Below are 18975 nucleotides of genomic sequence, written 5' to 3' on the forward strand. Positions count from 1 at the left end.
CCGCACCGGCCTCCGCCGTCCTAGGGTGGCGGGGGCCCACCACGGCTGATGACCCGCCCGACCGAGGAGATGTAACCGCGCATGATCCGCCGCACCGACGAGGTCGAAGACCTCATGCACCGCTTCCCCCACGTTCCCAGGGAGGCGGTGATCAAGGAGGATCTGCTGCGCGGCGGCATCGCCTTCGACGACTCGGCCCTCACGGACAGCGCCAACGATGCGTCCGGCGAGGTCAAGCCCAAGTCGTACTTCATCTTCTCCTTCGACCACCGCACCCTGCCGGAGCTCGGCGAGGCCGCCCTGCGCCGCCCGCCGGAGGAGATCGTGCTCACCGGCGGCCCGTACGAGCTGCGCCGCACCGTCGTGTCCGTCCGCGTCAACCCGGCCTCGCCGTACCGCGTCGCCGCGGGCGAGGACGGCATGCTGGGGCTGTACCTCGACGGGCGCCGCATCGCGGACGTCGGCCTGCCGCCCATGCCGGAGTACTACCGGCACACCCTCGCCAGCGGGAAGTCCGTGATGGAGGTGGCCCCCACGATCCAGTGGGGCTACCTGATCTACCTCACCGTCTTCCGCGTCTGCCAGTACTTCGGCGCGAAGGAGGAGTGCCAGTACTGCGACATCAACCACAACTGGCGCCAGCACAAGGCGGCCGGACGCCCCTACACCGGCGTCAAGGACGTGGAGGAGGTCCTGGAGGCACTGGCGATCATCGACAAGTACGACACGACCGGCGCCTCGACCGCGTACACCCTGACCGGCGGCGCGGTCACCTCCCAGGTCGGCGGCAAGGACGAGGCGGACTTCTACGGCCAGTACGCGCAGGCCATCGAGGAGCGCTTCCCCGGCCGCTGGATCGGCAAGGTCGTCGCCCAGGCGCTGCCCAAGGCCGACGTCCAGCGCTTCAAGGACGACGGCATCCAGATCTACCACCCCAACTACGAGGTGTGGGACCGGCGCCTCTTCGAGCTGTACTGCCCCGGCAAGGAGCGCTACGTCGGCCGCGACGAGTGGCACCGCCGGATCCTGGACTCCGCGGAGGTCTTCGGGCCGCGCAACGTCATCCCCAACTTCGTGGCCGGCGTCGAGATGGCCGAGCCCTTCGGCTTCACCACGGTCGACGAGGCCATCGCCTCCACCACGGAGGGCCTGGAGTACTTCATGTCGCGCGGCATCACGCCCCGCTTCACCACCTGGTGCCCCGAGCCCACCACCCCGCTCGGCAAGGCCAACCCGGAGGGCGCCCCGCTGGAGTACCACATCCGGCTCCTGGAGGCCTACCGCGCGACCATGGAGTCGCACGGCCTCAGTTCGCCCCCCGGCTACGGCCCGGCGGGCCCCGGCCGCGCCGTCTTCTCCGTGAGCTCCTTCATGGACAGCCTCCCGTCGAACGACTGACGGGCACCGCCCGACCGCTCCCGGACCGCGCCGCAGGACGCGGACGGTCCGGGGCGGGCTTGCGGAATTTCTTGCAGGATCTTGCAGGGGTTCGGCGGGCGCTGTTTGACTGCGCGCATGAGCAGCGACAGCCCCAGTGATGCCGAGACCGACATCGACGTCCTCGTCCTCGGTGGTGCCGGCGTCGACACCATCGTGTACGTGCCCGAACTCCCCCTGCCCTTCGCCGACAGCCACATGATCCGGCCCGGCATCGAGACCCGGGCCGGCCAGACCGGCGACTTCGTCGCTCTCGGGCTGCACCGGCTGGGGCTGCGGACCCACCACCTCGACCTGGTCGGCGCCGACCCCGAGGGCGAGCTCGTGCGCGGGTTCCACCGGGAGCAGGGCATCCCGCTCACCGACGTGCCGCACCCCGCCGGGACCAAGCGGGCGGTCAACCTCGTCGGGCCGGACGGACGCAGGCTCTCGCTGTACGACGCGACCCGGGGCGACGACGACGACCGGCTGCCGCCGGAGACGGTGAAGGCGCTCGCCGCCCGCAGCGGGCACGCCCATGTCTCGCTGACCCAGCCGTGCGCCCACGCCCTGCCCGCGCTGCGGGACGCCGGGCTGACCCTCTCGACCGACCTGCACGACTGGGACGGCTCCTCCGCCTACCACGAGGCCTTCGCGTACGACGCCGACGTCGTCTTCCTCTCCACCGTCGCCCTGGACGACGTGGAACGCACCATGCGCGGCATCGCCGCCCACGGGCGCGCGTCCGTCGTCGTCGCCACCGCCGGCGCGGAAGGCGCGTACCTCCTGAGCGGTGCGGGCGCCGAACTCGTCCATGTGCCCGCCGTCACCCCGCCCGCCCCCGTCGTCGACAGCAACGGCGCCGGCGACGCCTTCGCCGCGGGCTTCCTGGCCGCCTGGCTTTCCGGGGCTCCCGTACGGGAGTGCGCCCTGCACGGCTCCGTGGCCGGGGCGTACGCCTGCACCGTGCCGGCCACCCGGACCGACGCCATCGGACGGGACGCGCTCAGGGCGGAGGTGGCACGGCTGCGCGCCGCACCGGGTGGTCACTGACCTGTCGGGGGACATGTCAGGATCGGAGGATGACAGAGAAGATCATCGCGGCGTGCGACGGCGCGTCCAAGGGCAATCCCGGACCCGCGGCCTGGGCCTGGGTCATCGGCGCCGGGGACGGCGAGGTCGCCCACTGGGAGGCCGGACCGCTCGGCACGGCGACCAACAACGTCGCCGAACTCACCGCGCTGCTCAGGCTGCTTGAGCACATCGACCCCGCCGTGCCCGCCGAGGTGCGGATGGACTCGCAGTACGCGATGAAGGCGGTCACCACCTGGCTGCCGGGCTGGCGCCGCAAGGGCTGGAAGACGTCGGCCGGCACCCCGGTGGCCAACAAGGAGCTCGTGGTGCGGATCGACGAGCTGCTCGCCGACCGGCGGGTCGAGTTCGTCTACACCCCCGCCCACCAGGTCGACGGCGACCCCCTCAACGACGCCGCCGACCGGGCCGCCAGCCACACCGCCCGCACCCAGGAGCCCGCCGGTTCCGCCGCCGGCTCGCCCCTGCCGCCGCCGGAGCCCGGATCCACCCGCCCGGCGGCCGCGAAGCGTGCCCCGAAGGCGGCGGGCGGAGCCCGCAAGGCGGGTACCTCCGGAAGCCCCACGCTCAAGGCCCGCTTCCCCGGTCGCTGCCGCTGCGGAAAGGCGTACGACAAGGGCGAGACGATCACCAAGAACCCCGACGGCTGGGGCCATCCCACCTGCGCGGAAGCGGTTTCCTAGGGCCCCTCGGAAGGGGGCTCCGAGGGGGGTTTGCGCCATGTGAGGGATCGGGGTGAACCGGACATTCACCCAGCCGTGCGCTCGGGTTCGTGTGGGGTTCTGTTCAGGACGCGCCGCGGGCTGCATACTGTCCTCCTCGCACCGGTGACGAACCGTTTCATGGCCCGTTTTGCCCATCAGGCGAAGTGGTCGGCATCCGGCGCGAACCTCACCCCGTCATTCCCGCCGTGATCCGGCGTGGGATGTCCCCTGCCCGTGAAAGACCCGAGGTTCCGTGCCAGTACCTGTAGTCCTTGCCGGGCGCACCGTGCGCCTGGAGCCGCTGGCCATGCGCCACGCCGAGGGCATCGCCTGGGCGGGCGCACTGGATCGTGCGGCCTATGCCTACACCGCCGTGCCCCACGGCCTTGACGCCTCCTGCGACTACATCGCCCGCGCGCTCGCCGATCAGGCGGCGGGCAGGGCGTTGCCCTTCGCCCTGGTCAATCCCCGCAACGGCCGGGTTCTCGGATCCACCCGGTTCCTGGAACTCGACTACTGGCGCGGGCCCCTCGTGTGGCCGCCGACCACCGGCACGCCCCACGGCGACCCCCTGACGGCCGTGCCCGACGCGGTGGAGATCGGCAACACCTGGATCTCCACCGAGGCGCGCGGGACCGGCGTCAACACCGAGGCCAAGTACCTCATGCTGCGTCACGCGTTCGAGAGCTGGGGCGTACGCCGCCTCTCGATGCGCGCCGACGCCCGCAACAGCCGCTCCCGGGCCGCGATCGAACGCCTCGGCGCCACCTGCGAGGGTGTGCGCCGGGCTCACTCCCGCGGCCTGGACGGGGTCGTCCGCGACACCGCGTTCTACTCCGTCCTCGACGACGAGTGGCCGGCCGTGCGCGGCATCATCGAGCTCCGCCTGCCGGGCCTGCGCCCGCAGGGCGTGCTCGGGCGCGCCTACCCCGGCGAGACCCGGGAACACGGGGGCGCCGGGGAGCTGCAGCCCGCGTAGCGGGACCGCGGACCGCACGAGGGCGGCGGCTCAGACCCGCAGCCGGCCCGGGCGCCCCACGCGGGGCGCCGGAGGCCGGGCCGGCCCCGAGGGCGCACCACCGCCGGGCTCCGGGGCGGACGGCTCCGGGAGCAATACGTCGTCGAGGCCGGCCAGCCGGATCAGGCGCAGGATCGCCGGCTGGTCGCACACCAGGCACCAGGTCGCGCCGCGCCCCCGTACGCGCTGCGCACACCGCACCAGGAGCCCGAGCCCCGACGCGTCGCAGAAGTCGAGATGGCGCAGATCGACCGTGAACGCGGCGGCCTCGCGGGTGAGGTCGTCGAGTTCCGGCCGGACGTGCTGCACCAGCACCAGGTCGAGCTCGCCGTACAGCTCGACGGTGGTCAGGCCCTCGCTCGACCGGACGGCGAGGTGCGGTTCGCGGCGTCGGATCAGATGCATGGACACGCTCCAGTGGATCGGCCCCCGTGAGACGAGGTTCCCGGTCACTACAGAGGCAGACACGTTTCTCCACATCCGCCATCACCCGAAGAGGTGAATTCGGCGCATTTACGCCCGCTTGCGCTCCGGTGGCGCGCCAGGTGGCGTGAGGCGCTGCCCGTCTGAGCGGTCAGGGCCGCTTCACGGGCGGGACGACGGCGACCGGGCAGGCCGCGTGGTGCAGCACGGCGTGCGCGACGGACCCGACGAGCAGGGTCTCGACCCGGTGCCGGCGGTGCCGCCCGACGACCACGAGACCCGCCTCCTGGGAGTCCTCCACCAGCCGGCCGGCGGCGTCCACGGGCGTGACGGTGCGGACGACCTTCACCCCGGGATACCGCGCGGTGAAGGGGCGCAGCCGCTCCTCCTGGTGGCGGCTGGTCGACTCGACCAGCTCCGGGGCCTCGTCGGGCAACGGCGGGGGCACCTGCAGGGCGGGCGCCGGTGCGCCGATGAGCAGGGCGGGGGAGGGCGGCACCGGATAGGCCGTCACCACCTCCAGCGACACCCCGCGCCGCCGCGCCGCCTCGAAGGCGAAGTCGACGACCTCGTCCGGGGTTTCCTCGACGTGCAGCCCGAGGAGCACCCGTCCCGCCCCGGCGCCGCCCTCCAGGGACGCGGCCCGCGCCTCGTGCGGGACGACCACCACCGGGCAGGGCGCCGACGCGGCCAGGCTGCGGCTCGTCGACCCGAGCAGCAGGCTCGCGAAGCCGCCCCGCCCGCGTGCGCCGACCACGAGCAGCCGGGCGTCGCGCGCGGCCGCGGTCAGCGCGTCGATGACGGAGCCGTCGAGCGAGGCGTAGCGCACGTCGAGCCCCTCGGCCTTCGGCCCGATGCGGTCGGCGAGCGCGTCGAGGACGGTGTCGGGGATGGTGGGGCCGGGGCCCAGGGAGGAGATCCGGGCGCTGCCGAGCTGGAGCGCGTCGGAGCGGACGTGGGCGACGGTCAGCGGCGCCTCCAGGTGATGCGCGACGCCGAGGGCCCATTCGAGTGCCCGCAGGCTGTGCTCGGAACCGTCCACGCCCACCACGACAGCTGTCTTCTCAGTCATGCTTCGCACTCATATCGGGATCATCCGACCATATTCGGATGCCACGCCGGAAGCGCCCTGCGCCGTTCGTCACGTGCCCCGGGTGCCCCGGGTGCCCCGCGTGCCCCGCGCGCCCTGGGTGTCACGCGTGTCCTGTGTGTCTCGTGCGTCCCGTGGATCCGGTGAGCCCGGAGTGTCCTGCCCGTGCCGCCCGCCCCCACCCCCATGGGGGAGGGGGCGGGGGCGGGGACGGGGTGCGTTCAGCGCGACAGCCGACGGCGCCCTCGGGCCGCGGCGACCAGCTCGGGTACCGTCCCCAGCTTCACGCGGGGCCGTCCCGCCGCTCCGCCCCGGGCGAGCTCGGCGCGTTCGATGGCGGCGAGCCCCCGGGCGTCGACGACCGTCCTCGCCCGGCCGCGGGCCAGCCGGTCGAAGGCCCGGGCGCCGCCGGAGGGCAGGGGCAGGGTCCCGTCGACGGCGTCGGCGAGGAGGGTGCCGACGGTCTCCGCGGCGCAGGTGCGGTTGGCGCCGATGCCGCCGGAGGGGCCGCGCTTGATCCAGCCGACGACGTAGGTGCCGGGCCGGCCCGCGACCCGTCCGTTCTCGTGCGGCACGGTGCCCGTCGCCTCGTCGAAGGGCAGCCCCGCCACGGGCATGCCCCGGTAGCCGACGGCCCGCAGCACCGTGCCGGCGGGGATCTCGACCGTCCCGTCGGGGTCCGGGCCGGTCACCCGCACCGCACCGTCCAGGATCTCCTCGGGCGCGGAGTGGAACCGGAAGACGATCCGCCGCTCCGGCCCGGGCGTCGCTGACCAGTCCACGCGCTCGCGGTCCGCGCAGCGCAGCAGCGCCGCCTTCTCGTGGGGCGCGGCGGCCTCGACGGCGGCCCAGGTCCGCGGGTCCCGGTCGTCCACGACCAGCCGCACCCCGGGCAGCTTGCCGAGGGCGAGCAGTTCGGACGCGGTGCAGGAGGCGTCCTCGGGGCCGCGCCGGGCGAGCAGCACCACCTCCCGTACGGAGGAGTCCCGCAGGGCGGCCAGCGCGTGGTCGGCGATGTCGGTGGCGGCGAGGGCCTCGGGGTCGGTCACGAGGATGCGGGCGACGTCGAGGGCGACGTTCCCGGTTCCGACCACGACGACCCGCTCGGTGCCCGAGAGGTCGACGGCGTCCGGCGCGACCTCCGGGTGCGCGTTGTACCAGGCGACGAACGCGGTCGCCGAGAGGCTGCCGGACCGGTCCTCGCCGGGAATGCCGAGCCGTCGGTCGGTCGCGGCGCCCACCGCGTACACGACGGCGTCGTGGTGCGCGGCCAGTTCCTCGGCCGTGACGTCCGTACCGACGTCGACACCGAGGTACATGCGTACCCGGGGGTGGTGGTGGAAGCGGGCGAAGGTGTCGCCGATCCGCTTGGTCGCCGGGTGGTCGGGCGCCACGCCGTACCGGACGAGTCCGCCGGCCACCGGCAGCCGGTCGACCAGTGTCACCTCGGCGTTGGTGTGCAGGAGCAGGTCCTCGGCGGCGTACATCCCGGCGGGCCCGGTGCCGACGACCGCGACCCGGACGGGTGCGAAGTCGGAGGGCAGGCTGCGCGGGAACGACGGCTGGCCCCAGGGGTGGAAGGTGGGTCCGGCCACGGGCTCGGGGCGCGCCGCGCGCTGATCGTAGTAGGCGGCGTTGACGGCGGTGTACTCCTGCTGCCCGGGCGCGAGGGCGTCCGCGGGGAAGATCGCGTCGACCGGGCAGGCGTCGGCGCAGGCGCCGCAGTCGATGCAGGACCGGGGGTCGATGTACAGCATCTCGGTGCGGCCGAAGTCCGGCTCGTCCGGGGTCGGATGGATGCAGTTGACCGGGCAGACGGCGATGCAGGTGGCGTCGTTGCAGCAGGTCTGGGTGATGGCGTACGTCATGGCGTCGTCGGCTCGTCCGCTCGTCGCTCGGGCAGGTCAGATGAGGTGGGCGCGCTTGTAGAAGGCGAGCGCGGGGCGGGTGAGGAGGCGGCAGGAGGCCAGGAACTCCATCAGGCCCGAACAGCTCGACCGCATCAGCGACTTGTGGTGTTCGTTGGCGCGGGCTTCTGCGAGCGCCCGCTCGGTGTCGAGGCCGGCGTTCGCGTACACCTCGCGGTTCACCATGCTGGTGACGATGAAGTACGACGCGATGGAGACGACCAGCGCCTGGACGTGCCGGCGCACCGGACCGGCGTGGCGAAGCCGGGCGCGGGTCTCCTCGCGGGCGAACTTCATGTGCCGCGACTCCTCGACGACATGGATGTTGTTGATGGTCCGGACGAACGGGGCGACCCGCTCGTCGCGCATCCAGTCGCGCTGCATGACGTCGAGCACCTCCTCGGCGACCAGGATCGAGGCGTACGCGGCCTCGCCGACGGCGAGTGTCTTGAAGGCGCGGCCGAGTTCCAGGACGAAGCGGGCCGGGCGGTAGGCGGGCGCGCCCAGCTTGGCCGCGCCGCGTCCGAACATGATCGAGTGCCGGCACTCGTCGGCGACCTCGGTCAGGGCCCACTGGAACCGGGGGTCGGTGGGGTCCTTCGCGTACATGTCGCGCAGCACCATCTGCTGCAGGATCATCTCGAACCAGATCCCCGTGCTGGCCACCGACGCGGACTCCTGCCGGGTCAGCTCCCTGCGCTGCTCCTCGGTCAACTCCTGCCAGTAGCGGGTGCCGTAGAGGGTGCTCCACTCGGGGCTCATGCCGTGGAAGCCCTCGTCGAGCGGGGTGTCCCAGTCCACCTCGGTGGCCGGGTCGTAGGACAGCTTGGCGGAGGAGTCGAGCAGCCGCCGGGCCGCCTCGCGTTCGGGCGCGGCCGCAGCGGGCGTCGAGGGCGTCGCGGTCTGGGAGGGGTGGGCCTGGTCCGCCGGCCGGGCGGTGCTGCTTGCCATGGTGCGGCTCCTTGGTGACCTCGGGGGGCAGGAACGCTCGCTTGTTAGACACCCCGTCTAGCAAGCTATTAGACGGAAGGTATAGCAAGAGCGTCCGGCCGCCTACCCATCGGTACGAAATTCCCTGGGGAACGGCTCCTGGGCGGGGGAGGATGACCGCATGCGCCACGAAGACGAACGCAAGCCTCACGAGGACGAACGCAAGCCTCACGAGGACGAACGCCCGCATCGCGAAGACGAGCGCCCGGACCGCGATGGCGAACGCCCACATCAGGAAGGCGAACGCCCGCATCAGGAAGGCGAACGCCCGCACCAGGAAAGCGAGCAGGAGGCGATCGCCGCCGCCCTCGCCGGTGAGCTGCGCCTCATGGACCCCGCCGCCCGCGTCTCCGCCGCGGAGGCCCGCCGCCTCCTCGACCCCGAGTTCGTCGAGGTCGGCGCCTCCGGTCGGCGCTGGACGTACGAGGAGATGCTCGCCGCACTCCCGGAACTCGACGGCGGCACCGAGGACGGCCCGCGATACGAGCCCTCCGGCCTGCGCGGGGTGCTCCTCGCGCCCGGCCTCGTCCACGTCACCTACGAGACGCTCATCGACGGCCGGCGGGCGCGCCGCAGCTCCCTCTGGCGCAAGGCAGGGGGAGAGGGAGCGGAGACGGGACGGAAGGGCTGGCGCATGTACTACCACCAGGGCACCCCCGTCGCGGAGGGGTGAACACCCGGGCTGCCATGATGCGTTCTGCCGATCGGACGTGATCATGAACGTCCGACGGGAGAGAGACAGGCGGGGGACCATGGACGAGAAGAACGACAGCGAGCGGCTCACCCGGCGGTTCGAGCAGGACCGGAGCCATCTGCGAGCGGTGGCCTACCGCATGCTCGGCTCGCTCGCCGAAGCCGAGGACGCCCTCCAGGAAGCCTGGCTGCGGGCGAACGCCGCCGGCATCGAGGGCGTCGACAACCTCGGCGGCTGGCTCACCACCGTCGTGTCCCGGGTCTGTCTGAACATGCTCAGGTCCCGGGACCGGCGCCGTGAGGACGCCCTCGACGACCTGGTGCGCGAGACGGAGTCCGACCGGCCCGGCCGCGATCCCGAGGAGGAGGCCCTCATGGCCGACTCCGTCGGCGTCGCCCTCCTCGTCGTCCTCGACACGCTCGCCCCCGCCGAGCGCCTCGCCTTCGTCCTGCACGACATGTTCGCCGTCCCCTTCGAGGACATCGCCCCCCTCCTCGACCGCAACACGGCGGCCGTACGGCAGCTCGCCAGCCGCGCCCGCCGCCGGGTGAAGGGCGGCGCCGCCCCCGCGCCGTCGGGGGCCGCCGACCTGGCGCGGCGGCGCAGCGTCGTCGACGCCTTCCTGGCCGCGACCCGCGGCGGCGACTTCGCCGCCCTGGTCTCCTTGCTCCACCCGGACGTCGTCCTGCACGCGGACCGCCGGGTCATCCCGACGCCCGAGCCGATCGTCGTCACGGGCGGCCACACCGTCGCGCAGGGCGCGATGGCCGCGATGGGCCGCGCCCGCTTCACCGGCGTCGCGCTCGTCGACGGCACGGTCGGCCTGGCGATGGCGCCCATGGGCCGCCTGAAGCTGGTGCTCACCTTCGCCGTGACGGACGGTCTGATCACCGGCATCGAGGTGATCGCCGAGCCCGAGCGGCTCGCGTCGATGCGTCTCGACGTCCTCGGGGGCGAGGAGCACTAGCGCGTACGCTCCGGAGCCGGTCGTCCGAGCGGCCGAGCGGGTCGGTGACCTGCTCGGCCGCTCGGGATCAGGCGGCGGTCACGCGGTACGCGCCGATCTGCGTCTGGGTGAGCGTGTTGCCCGCGGAGTCCGTCAGCTCGGTGCGGAACGACACCGTGCCGCCCGCACCCGGCGTACGCACGGATGCCCGGCCCCCCACCATGGGCACCCGGGCCCAGGTGGTGCCCGCGTCGGTGGACACCGAGACGGCCAGGCACCGGACGCCCGACACCGAGGCCGCGCCCTGGACCGTTACCGGCACGAGCGAGGTGGTGTACGGCGCAGCGGTGCCGTCCGGGCGCAGCTCCGGCGTGAAGCGGACGACGCTGAGCGGGAGTTCGGCCGGTGCCGCGGTCGCCGCCGAGGTGAAGGTCCAGGCCGCCGTGACCCGTCCGCCGGGGCGGGCCGCCGTGGTGGAGAGCCGGTAGTCGCCCCGGGCGGACGGCACGGTGAACTCCGCCCGTCCGGGCGTCCCGCGCCGGGTGCCGACGAGCACGCCGTTGCGGTGCAGCGTGGTGACCGCGCCCTCGAACAGGGGCGCGGTCGGCAGATGTCCGTCGCCGTCCGCGAGGAGGGCCAGGTCGAGGCCGAGCGTGTTCCCGGTGCGCAGACCGGCGGGCCGGGCGCCCGGCGCCGGGTCGAGGGCAGGGCCGAAGACCGGGCCGTCGAAGGTGACCAGCGTGGTCGCCCCGGCCCGCACGCGCACGCCGGAGGCGAAGTACCGGTTCGGCGTGTCCTCCTCGGAGGCGGTGGGGGCGCTGTAGAGGAGGTCCCAGGCGCCGCGGTCGGGCGTCATCAGGAACGTGGTGGTGCCCGGGACCTGGAACGGGTGGGGCAGCGCCACGGCGGTGTCACCGACCGGCGAGAGGTCGACGAATCCGTACCCCGCGCCGGTCTCCGGGGCGACGCCGCGCACCGCGAGGGTGCCCAGCTCGGAGGTCTTCGGGTGCCGGACGATACCGGTCATGGCCCGGTCGGACGTGAAGGTGTAGCCGAGGGCGTACCCCTGCTTCTCGCCCTTCCAGTAGGTGTCGAACCACTGCTGCACCGAGCCGGGTTCGGCCGCCGGGCCCTGGTGCGCCGTCCGCAGGTACGGGGTGGCGTTGATGATGGTCGCGATCGCGGTGCCGCCCTCGTGGGAGACCTGGACGTACGTGCCGCCCAGCCGGTACTCGGCCCCGGCCTCCGGAGGCCGGATGTCGACCGGCGCGGCCGTCCGCGCGTCGAAGACGACGGTGGTGTCGCCCTCCACGTCCAGCCGGGGCTGGACGATCCAGTCCGTCTCGATCCGCGGGTCGTACACGCTGATCGAGGAGTGCAGCAGGTAACGCCCCTTGGGGACCTGGAGGGTGACGGTGGCGGGCGATTGGTCGATCTTCTCCTTGACGCCGGCGGCCGCGCCGGAGACGCCCACCACGTAGGTGACGTAGTCGGTGGTCGGCGCGCCGGTGCGCCCGAGGTGGGTGAGCGTCAGCGTGTACGTCTCGGTGGAGGCGTTCGCGGCGGGGGCCGGGGTGGCGGCGTGCGCGACGGCGGTGGGGAGGCAGGTGCCGGCGGCGGCGAGCGTGAGCCCGCGCAGCAGGGTCCGACGGGTCGTGAGCTTCTGAGCGATGTCGTTCATGATCAGCACTGGGCCGAAGGGCGGCCCCCGTTCCCGTGACCTGCGCCACACGGGAGGGAGCCCTGGGGCGGGTGTGGCGCAGGTCACGGGAACCCGGGCGAACCGGCGCCCAGTACTCCATGTGGAATCACCTATGAGGAATCGTTTCCGTGCCGGGGACACCACGGCACTCGGCGAGGCCTACGACGAGCACGCGCAGGTCCTGTTCCGGTACGCCCTGCGCGTCTGTGGCGACCAGGCGGCCGCCGAGGACGTCGTCTCCGCCACCTTCCTGGAGGCCTGGCGCTGCCGCGAACGGCTGCGCCCCGATGGTGACGGCCTGCGCCCCTGGCTGCTCGGCATCGCGACCAACGTCCTGCGCAGCACCGCCCGCGAGGCCCGCCGCCGCGACACGGCCCTGGCCCGGCTCGCCGACCGCGGCGTCCTCCCGGACTTCGCCGACGACGTCGTGACCCGGCTGTACGACACGGAGCAGCTGGCCGCCGCCCGCGCCGCCCTGAAGCGCCTGCGCCGCCGCGACCGCGAGGTCTTCGCCCTCGTGGTGTGGGCCGGACTCGACTACGCGGCGGCCGGCGAGGCCCTGGGCATCCCGACCGGCACCGTCCGCTCCCGCCTCTCCCGCGCCCGGGACCGGCTCCGGGCGCTGGCGGACGCGGAACTGAAGGCGGCGCGGAAGGCGCGACGGGGCGGTGGGGCCGGTGGCACCGGTCCCACCGCCGGCGCCGGGTCCCGAACCGCGCTGGGCGACGCCGGAACCGGCGGTGGTGAGCTCTCGGAGCCGGGCTCCGCCCGAACCGCTCCCGCAGACGCCCGCTCCGGCCGAACCGCTCCCGCGGGCGCCCGCTCCGGCCGAACCGCTCTCGCTGACGCCCGCTCCGGCGGCAGCGCGGCCGGGCTGCCCGGTCCCGGGCGTACCTCGATCGCCGAAGCCCGCCCCACTCACCCCCACCGCGCCGTCACGGCCACCGCTCCCGTCCCCGCGGCACCGTCCGCCGGCGCTCCCGCTCCCTGTACCCCTGTCCCTGTCCCTGTCCCTGTCCCTGTCCCTGTCCCTGTCCCTGTCCCTGTCCCTGTCTCCCTCCCCGTCCCCGCCCCCACCCCCGTTCCCGTTCCCGTCCCCGCCCTCGCGCGCCGACCCGCCCCGGAGAACTCGCTGTGAACACCCCCGCCGACGATGCCCTCCGCGCCGAGCTCGCGGGTCTGCTGCCGCCCCCCGAGGTGCCGGACCTGCCCCCGCTGCGCCACCAGGCGCTCAAGCACCGGATCCTGAACGCGGCCGAGGGGCCCAGCCCCCTCCGCGGGCGGCGCCGCCTCCCGCGCTTCGCCTTCCCGGCGGTGGCCTGCACCGTCGCCGTGACGGCAGTCGCCCTGACCGTGGTCGCCGGTGAGTCGCCCGCACCGTCCACGCCCGTCCCGCGCGCCGGGGCCGCCGCGCCCGGACCCGGCCAGATCCTGTCGCGTGCCGCGCTCGCGGCGGCGGCGAGTCCGCGGGCCGAGGCGCGTCCCGAGCAGTTCGTGTACATCGAGAGCCTGGTCGCCTTCGCCGCCAGGAGCGCGGCCGGCGGACCCGCCGCGCTGCCGCCCGCGCACCGGCGCCAGGTCTGGCTCTCCGCCGACGGCAGCCGCGAGGGCCTGCTGCGCGAACAGGGCGGGCCGGACAGCCCGCTGGGCGTACGGGCCCCCGTGTACACGCTCGACCACCGGGGCGCCACGCCCCGTCCTGCCGAAGGCGGCGCTCCGACGGCGTCGGTCACGGACCCGACCCACACCTACGTCGCCTCTCTGCCGACGGACCCGGAGGCCCTGCTGAGCCTGGTCTACGCGCAGACCCGCACCACCGGTGGCGGCGACGCGGACCAGCGGGCCTTCACGGCCATCGGCACCCTGCTCACCGAGACCTGGGCGCCCCCGCAGGTGACGGCCGCGCTGTACGGGGCCGCGGCGCGGATCCCGGGGACGACCGTACTGCCGTCCGCGCAGGACGCGGCGGGCCGCGAGGGCGTCGCCGTGGCCCGTACCGCTCAGGGCGAGCAGACCCAGTGGATCTTCGACCGGAAGACCTCGGCGTTCCTCGGGCAGCGCACGGTGCTGGCGCGTGCGACGGAGGCGGGCCCGGCCGGCACGGTCCTCGGCAGCTCCGCCGTCCTCGGCAGGGGGGTCACGAACCGCCCTGGGGAACTCCCGCTCGGGGCCTCGGCGGCACCGCGGGCGTGACCGCGCCCCCGTCGGGCCGGGTCCGCCGCGCCCACCGGACGGCGAGTGGGGCGGCGAGGCCGGTGACGGCGAACATCGCCCCGGCGACGTACCAGCCGGGGCGGCCCCAGCCGATGCACAGCGCGATGAGCAGGGCCGGACCGAATCCCTCGGCGAGCCCGGCGCCGAGGCCGAAGACGCCCAGGTACTGACCGGTGGCGTGTTCGGGCGCGAGCGCGAAGGAGAGTTCGAAGCCCGCGGCGGCGTGCCACAGTTCGCCCACGGTGTGGATGACCACGGCGGTCAGGACGAGCGTGGCCGCCGCCCACGCGGGTGTCCCGGCGGCCAGGGAGACGAGCGCGCAGGACACCAGGAAGGCGACCCCGGCGCGGCGGTAGGCCCGCGCCCCTGCGGCGGGGGAGTCGATGCCGCGGCTGGCCCGCACCTGGAGGGCGATCACGATGAGGGTGTTGACCAGCATCGTGCCGCCGATGAGCCACCGGGGCGCGCTCGTCGCCTCCACCAGCCACAGCGGGATCGCCACGGTGAGCACCTTGAACTGGACGGCCATCACGCCGTCGACTGCGGTGATCAGGAGGTAGGGCCGGTCCTTGAGCGCGAGCCGCCGGGGTCCGGCGGTCGCGGGCGCGGGCGGCACCGGCGGGAGGGGGAGGAGCGCGGCCGCCGAGGCGGCGAAGGCGACCGTGGTGCCGACGATCAGGAGCTGGTACGCCGTCAGGGTGCCGACCTGCACCACCCAGCCCGCGACGAGCGCGCCCAGTGAGATGCCGACGTTGGTGACGGCCCGCAAGTAGGCCCGGAACTCCTGTGGCCGCTCACCGCCGTACCGTCGGATGATCGGGCTGCGCGCGGCGAGCCCGGCGGCCTGCGCGGCCCCGGCCGCGGAGATCGTCAGGACGAAGAGCCACAGCCGGTCGGCGAACAGGAACCCCCCGGTCGCCGCGGCCCGCACCACGAGCGTGACCGCGTACACGCCCCGCGCCTCGCGCCGGTCGGCGAGATGCCCGACGGCGATGCCGACGACCAGTGACACGAGCCCGGCTGCCCCGAGCCCGAGCCCGACCTGGGCCGCCGGGAGGTGCACCGCCTGGGTGAAGTACAGGACACCGGCGGTGAGGTACAGCCCGCTGCCCATCGTGTTGACGAGATTGGAGGCGGCGATGACGCGCTGCGGTCCGGGGGCGGGCAGCAGTGTGGGCATGACGGGCTCCGGATCCTGGGCGAAGGAGGCAAGGAGGCAAGGAGGGACCGCGGGCGCGCGGGAGCGCGGGACGCGGGCAGGGGGAAGCAAGGAGGGGAGTGGGGAAGGCAGGGCGAGGGGATGTAAGGGCTCGTCTAGCTTGTTGCTTATTACTCGCAAGAGCAAGAGGTTTGCGAGAAGTGGGAATGCGGCGCGCCGATGCTCTGTTACACCGACCGAAGCTGGCATGCCCGACTCAAAAGATCTCGGGGTGTGCCGGCCGGAAGGAGCACAGCATGGCCCGCACCACCCAGCGCCCGGTGGTCACCCTCCGGTCCACCGCCGGCACCGGTGTCACCTACGTGACCAGGAAGAACCGCCAGAACGACCCCGACCGCCTGGTCCTGCGCAAGTACGACCCGGTCGTGGCGGCACACGTCGAGTTCCGCGAGGTCCGCTGACGATGAAGGTACGCAACTCCCTCCACGCCCTGAAGGCGAAGCCCGGGGCCCAGGTCGTCCGACGCCGCGGCAGGACGTACGTCATCAACAAGAAGGACCCCCGCTCCAAGGCCCGACAGGGCTGACCTGTTCCGGCCCCCGCCGCACCCCGTGCGGCGGGGGCCGCCGTCGTGCCGGAAGCGGACCGGACCCGGTCAGCTCCCTCCGCGGCCGCGGCCGCGGCCGCGGCCGTGGCCGTGGCCGTGACCGTGACTGTGGCCGTGAACGTGCAGGTGCATCGCCCGCGGCCGCGCCGGCGGGGCCGCCGGCAGATCGCCCTCCGCGCGGAAACCGCCGGAGACGGCGGTCCGGCACGAGGCGTCGTTGCCGGTCGCGTGCACCAGCTCCAGCCGGGCGCCCGTGAAGGGACTGTCCGGCGCGTCGCGGGCCCACTCGGCGGCCAGGGCCAGCGCGCCGGAGGCGATCCCGCGCCCGCGCGCCGAGGCGGCCGTCCAGTAGCCGACGCGCACGGCACCCGCCGCGGCCGTCAGAGCGAGGTGCCCGACGGGCTCGCCCGGCGCGGTGCCGTCGTCCGCCACCTCGACCACTGCGAACGCGGCCCGCGAGCCTGCTTCCCGGCCCCGCCGCTGCTCCGCGATCCACGCCCGCGCCTGCTCCACCGAGTCGAGGTGCGTGGCGAGCCAGCGCCGCATGGCGGGGTCGCCGTGGTGCCGTACGAGGGTCTCGGCGTCACCGTCCTCCCACGGACGCAGCACCAGCGCGGCCCGGGCCCCGCTCACGCCCGCGCCCGCCCGTCCAGCAGGACCCGGGCGGTGCGCAGCAGCAGGCCGGGACGGGTGAGCGCGCGCGGGTGTTCGACCATGTGGACCACGTTCATGTACGTCGTGTAGCAGTCGCGCCGCAGGCTCTCCGTGAAGGGGAAGGTCTCGACCCCGCCCGTCATCTCGCACGCGTCCGCGACCGTGCGCAGCGGCTCCATGGACCGTCGTATCCGGCGCATGAACTCCTGCGGATCGGGGCCGGGCCGGTGGCTCGGGCGCCGGCGGGCACGACCGACCAGCGGTCGCCCTCCACGGGGGCGAGCGCGCCGGGCTCGGTCAGCGTCGGCTGGTAGCCGCTCGCGGGGCCAGGGGTGGAGTGGGCGATCACGGTGCCGCCCAGCTCGCCGCCGCGCCGGAACGCGGCGGTGGCGCAGCCGAGGTCGATCCGCCAACGCTCCAGCTGTGCGTGCCCCATGGCCGGCAGTGCGTGCGGCCGGCGCCGCCGGGGCGCCAGCCGCCCGAGCCCGTCCGCGCCGATCGTGTCGGCTTCGAGGACGACGATCTCGTCGGCGTGGGCGCTCAGCACCCGTGCGGCGAACAGCCCCGCGTAACTCCCGCCCAGGACGGCAGCCCGCTTCATGAACCCTCCGCTGTCCCCGGCCCCCACCCCGCGGGCCGCTCTTCCACGACACAGGCGACCCTACCCGCACCACCGCAAGCCGAGCCCCTGGCACGGCACTTCACTTCACTGCCACCCGCCCTGCGACGAGAGTCCGAGGAGGTCAGGACCGGCGCGGGTCCGGCACGGAGGTCCGGCCCGGAGTGAGATGGGCCCGCGCGGGGCGGAAGGCGCGCGCTCCCGCGCGCACGGTTTCCGGGGGCGCCTCAACTCCCCTTCCTGCCGCACCTCTTGCGCCGCCGGAACCCGCCCCCTACTCTCGCTCTCGCCTCACCGAAAGTTAGGAACCTTTCCTATTAGTCTCGTTCCGAGACGCTCTCGGGCCTCCCACCTCACAGATGGAGCGACATGCCCCCCACGATCAACGCCCTCCGGCGCCGCCGCCTGGCCGCGCTCGTCGTCGCCGCGGCCACCGGCGTCCTGCTCCCCGCCGTGTCCGGCCTCACGACCGCCACCGCGGCCGCCGGCAACCTCGCCCAGGGCCGCCCGGTCACCACCTCGACCACCGAGAGCAGCACGCTCGGCGGCGCCAAGGCCGTCGACGGCTCCACCTCCACTCGCTGGGCCAGCGCCGAAGGCGTGGACAACCAGTGGATACGGGTCGACCTCGGGCCCTCGACCACGGTGAAGCGCGTCGTCCTCAAGTGGGAGGCCGCCTACGCCAAGGCGTACCGCGTCGAGCTGTCCGACGACGGCTCCACCTGGCGCCAGGTCTACGCCACGACCACCGGCGACGGCGGCACCGACGACCTCGCCGTCGACGGCACCGGCCGCTACCTGCGCGTCTTCGGCACGAAGCGCGCCACCACGTACGGCTACTCGCTCTGGGAGGTGGAGGCGTACGGCTCCGGCACCACGCCGCCGTCCACCGGCACCAACCTCGACGACCCCCGCAAGAAGGAGGTCGCCATGAAGCTGGTCTCCTCCTTCGAGAACTCCTCCCTCGACTGGCGCGCCCAGTTCTCCTACATCGAGGACATCGACGACGGGCGCGGCTACACCGCCGGCATCATCGGCTTCTGCTCCGGGACCGGCGACATGCTCGACCTGGTCGAGCGCTACACGGCCAAGAAGCCGTCCAACCCGCTCGCCCCCTACCTGAGCGCCCTGCGCGCCGTGAACGGGACCGACTCCCACCAGGGGCTCGACCCGGGCTTCACGAACGCCTGGCGCCAGGCCGCCCAGGACTCGGTGTTCACGCAGACCCAGGAGGAGGAGCGCGACCGCGTCTACTTCAACCCGGCGGTCTCCCAGGCCAAGCAGGACGGCCTGCGGGCCCTCGGCCAGTTCGCCTACTACGACGCCGCCGTGATGCACGGCGAGGACGGCTTCCGCAGCATCCGCTCGGTCGCCCTCTCCCGCGCCCTCCCGCCCTCCCGGGGCGGCGACGAGCGCGCCTACCTGAACGCCTTCCTCGACGCCCGCGAGGAGGAGATGCGCAAGGAGGAGGCGCACAGCGACACCACCCGGGTCAGCACGGCCCAGCGCCGCTTCCTCAACGAGGGCAACTTCGACCTCAACACCCCGCTGTACTGGAGCGTCTACGGCGAGGCCTTCTCCCTGACCAGCTGACCAGCCGGCGGGGCGACCAGCCGCCCGACTGCCGCCGCCCGCCCCACACCCGTACGGGGCCGCTCCCGCGAGCGGCCCCGTACGCGTGCGTCCGCGGTCTTGGCGAGGTGCTCAGAAGGGACTCGGCGGGTGGGGCACGAGAGGTAG

Annotated in this window: 20 protein-coding genes; 11 read left to right on the forward strand and 9 right to left on the reverse strand. The window is 74.0% G+C overall.

Going from position 1 to position 18975, the window contains the following annotated elements:
- Positions 1-81 precede the first annotated feature (81 nt).
- From OG309_RS35580 to OG309_RS35595, 4 genes are all read left to right on the forward strand, one after another.
- Positions 82-1398 (forward strand): radical SAM protein, encoded by a 1317-nt coding sequence (locus OG309_RS35580; RefSeq protein ID WP_329427373.1) that lies wholly within the window; start codon positions 82-84, stop codon positions 1396-1398.
- Positions 1399-1515: 117 nt separating this feature from the next.
- Complete coding sequence (locus tag OG309_RS35585) at positions 1516-2469, forward strand: adenosine kinase (protein WP_329427375.1); 954 nt, start codon at positions 1516-1518, stop codon at positions 2467-2469.
- Positions 2470-2498: 29 nt separating this feature from the next.
- Positions 2499-3191, forward strand: coding sequence for a ribonuclease H family protein (locus OG309_RS35590; RefSeq protein WP_329427377.1), 693 nt, complete (start codon positions 2499-2501; stop codon positions 3189-3191).
- A gap of 274 nt (positions 3192-3465) precedes the next feature.
- A complete protein-coding gene (locus OG309_RS35595) occupies positions 3466-4191 on the forward strand; it encodes a GNAT family N-acetyltransferase (RefSeq protein WP_329427379.1) in 726 nt (241 codons plus the stop codon).
- Positions 4192-4221: 30 nt separating this feature from the next.
- On the opposite strand, the gene OG309_RS35600 is transcribed toward OG309_RS35595, so the two are convergent.
- The 4 genes from OG309_RS35600 to OG309_RS35615 all read right to left on the reverse strand — a co-directional run bounded on the left by OG309_RS35600 (position 4222) and on the right by OG309_RS35615 (position 8601).
- Entirely contained in the window at positions 4222-4635 is a 414-nt protein-coding gene (locus OG309_RS35600; RefSeq protein ID WP_329427382.1) for an STAS domain-containing protein, read from the reverse strand.
- A gap of 169 nt (positions 4636-4804) precedes the next feature.
- Complete coding sequence (locus OG309_RS35605; protein ID WP_329427384.1) at positions 4805-5725, reverse strand: universal stress protein; 921 nt, start codon at positions 5723-5725, stop codon at positions 4805-4807.
- A gap of 239 nt (positions 5726-5964) precedes the next feature.
- A complete protein-coding gene (locus OG309_RS35610; protein ID WP_329427386.1) occupies positions 5965-7611 on the reverse strand; it encodes an FAD-dependent oxidoreductase in 1647 nt (548 codons plus the stop codon).
- Between the two features lie 36 nt (positions 7612-7647).
- Entirely contained in the window at positions 7648-8601 is a 954-nt protein-coding gene (locus tag OG309_RS35615; protein ID WP_329427388.1) for an AurF N-oxygenase family protein, read from the reverse strand.
- Between the two features lie 367 nt (positions 8602-8968).
- Here OG309_RS35615 and OG309_RS35620 point away from each other — a divergent pair, with 367 nt between their 5' ends.
- Positions 8969-9313, forward strand: coding sequence for a nuclear transport factor 2 family protein (locus tag OG309_RS35620; protein WP_329428718.1), 345 nt, complete (start codon positions 8969-8971; stop codon positions 9311-9313).
- Between the two features lie 79 nt (positions 9314-9392).
- Positions 9393-10301: a sigma-70 family RNA polymerase sigma factor gene (locus OG309_RS35625; protein WP_329427389.1), complete on the forward strand. Its 909-nt coding sequence runs from the start codon at positions 9393-9395 to the stop codon at positions 10299-10301.
- Between the two features lie 67 nt (positions 10302-10368).
- Here OG309_RS35625 and OG309_RS35630 read toward each other — a convergent pair whose 3' ends face one another.
- Positions 10369-11961, reverse strand: a complete 1593-nt coding sequence (locus OG309_RS35630) for a serine protease (protein ID WP_329427391.1) — start codon at positions 11959-11961, stop codon at positions 10369-10371.
- A 133-nt stretch (positions 11962-12094) separates the two neighbouring features.
- On the opposite strand from OG309_RS35630, the gene OG309_RS35635 reads away from it, so the two are divergent.
- Positions 12095-13120 (forward strand): RNA polymerase sigma factor, encoded by a 1026-nt coding sequence (locus OG309_RS35635; RefSeq protein ID WP_329427393.1) that lies wholly within the window; start codon positions 12095-12097, stop codon positions 13118-13120.
- The gene (locus OG309_RS35640; RefSeq protein ID WP_329427395.1) at positions 13117-14175 is read left to right on the forward strand and encodes a CU044_5270 family protein; all 1059 of its coding nucleotides are present in this window, start codon (positions 13117-13119) and stop codon (positions 14173-14175) included. Before OG309_RS35635 ends, OG309_RS35640 begins: the two co-directional genes overlap by 4 nt.
- Here OG309_RS35640 and OG309_RS35645 read toward each other — a convergent pair.
- Positions 14120-15376 carry an MFS transporter gene (locus OG309_RS35645; protein WP_329427397.1) on the reverse strand — a complete coding sequence of 419 codons (1257 nt, stop codon included), beginning with the start codon at positions 15374-15376 and terminating at the stop codon, positions 14120-14122. The genes OG309_RS35640 and OG309_RS35645 overlap by 56 nt on opposite strands.
- A gap of 275 nt (positions 15377-15651) precedes the next feature.
- Here OG309_RS35645 and rpmG point away from each other — a divergent pair, with 275 nt between their 5' ends.
- Positions 15652-15816 carry a 50S ribosomal protein L33 gene (gene rpmG / locus OG309_RS35650; protein ID WP_046910080.1) on the forward strand — a complete coding sequence of 55 codons (165 nt, stop codon included), beginning with the start codon at positions 15652-15654 and terminating at the stop codon, positions 15814-15816.
- Positions 15817-15818: 2 nt separating this feature from the next.
- Complete coding sequence (ykgO, locus tag OG309_RS35655; protein WP_329427399.1) at positions 15819-15941, forward strand: type B 50S ribosomal protein L36; 123 nt, start codon at positions 15819-15821, stop codon at positions 15939-15941.
- A 69-nt stretch (positions 15942-16010) separates the two neighbouring features.
- On the opposite strand, the gene OG309_RS35660 is transcribed toward ykgO, so the two are convergent.
- From OG309_RS35660 to OG309_RS35670, 3 genes are read right to left on the reverse strand one after another with little or no spacing between them, the layout of a single operon-like run.
- Positions 16011-16595 (reverse strand): GNAT family N-acetyltransferase, encoded by a 585-nt coding sequence (locus OG309_RS35660; RefSeq protein WP_329427401.1) that lies wholly within the window; start codon positions 16593-16595, stop codon positions 16011-16013.
- Positions 16592-16795, reverse strand: coding sequence for a hypothetical protein (locus OG309_RS35665; protein WP_329427402.1), 204 nt, complete (start codon positions 16793-16795; stop codon positions 16592-16594). Before OG309_RS35665 ends, OG309_RS35660 begins: the two co-directional genes overlap by 4 nt.
- Positions 16756-17217 carry a hypothetical protein gene (locus OG309_RS35670; protein ID WP_329427403.1) on the reverse strand — a complete coding sequence of 154 codons (462 nt, stop codon included), beginning with the start codon at positions 17215-17217 and terminating at the stop codon, positions 16756-16758. The genes OG309_RS35665 and OG309_RS35670 overlap by 40 nt, the downstream gene beginning before the upstream one ends.
- A 387-nt stretch (positions 17218-17604) precedes the next feature.
- On the opposite strand from OG309_RS35670, the gene OG309_RS38195 reads away from it, so the two are divergent.
- Positions 17605-18828 carry a chitosanase gene (locus OG309_RS38195; RefSeq protein WP_402543710.1) on the forward strand — a complete coding sequence of 408 codons (1224 nt, stop codon included), beginning with the start codon at positions 17605-17607 and terminating at the stop codon, positions 18826-18828.
- The last annotated feature ends 147 nt before the right edge of the window (positions 18829-18975 follow it).

It is taken from the genome of Streptomyces sp. NBC_01268 (genome assembly GCF_036240795.1).
GTDB lineage: Bacteria > Actinomycetota > Actinomycetes > Streptomycetales > Streptomycetaceae > Streptomyces.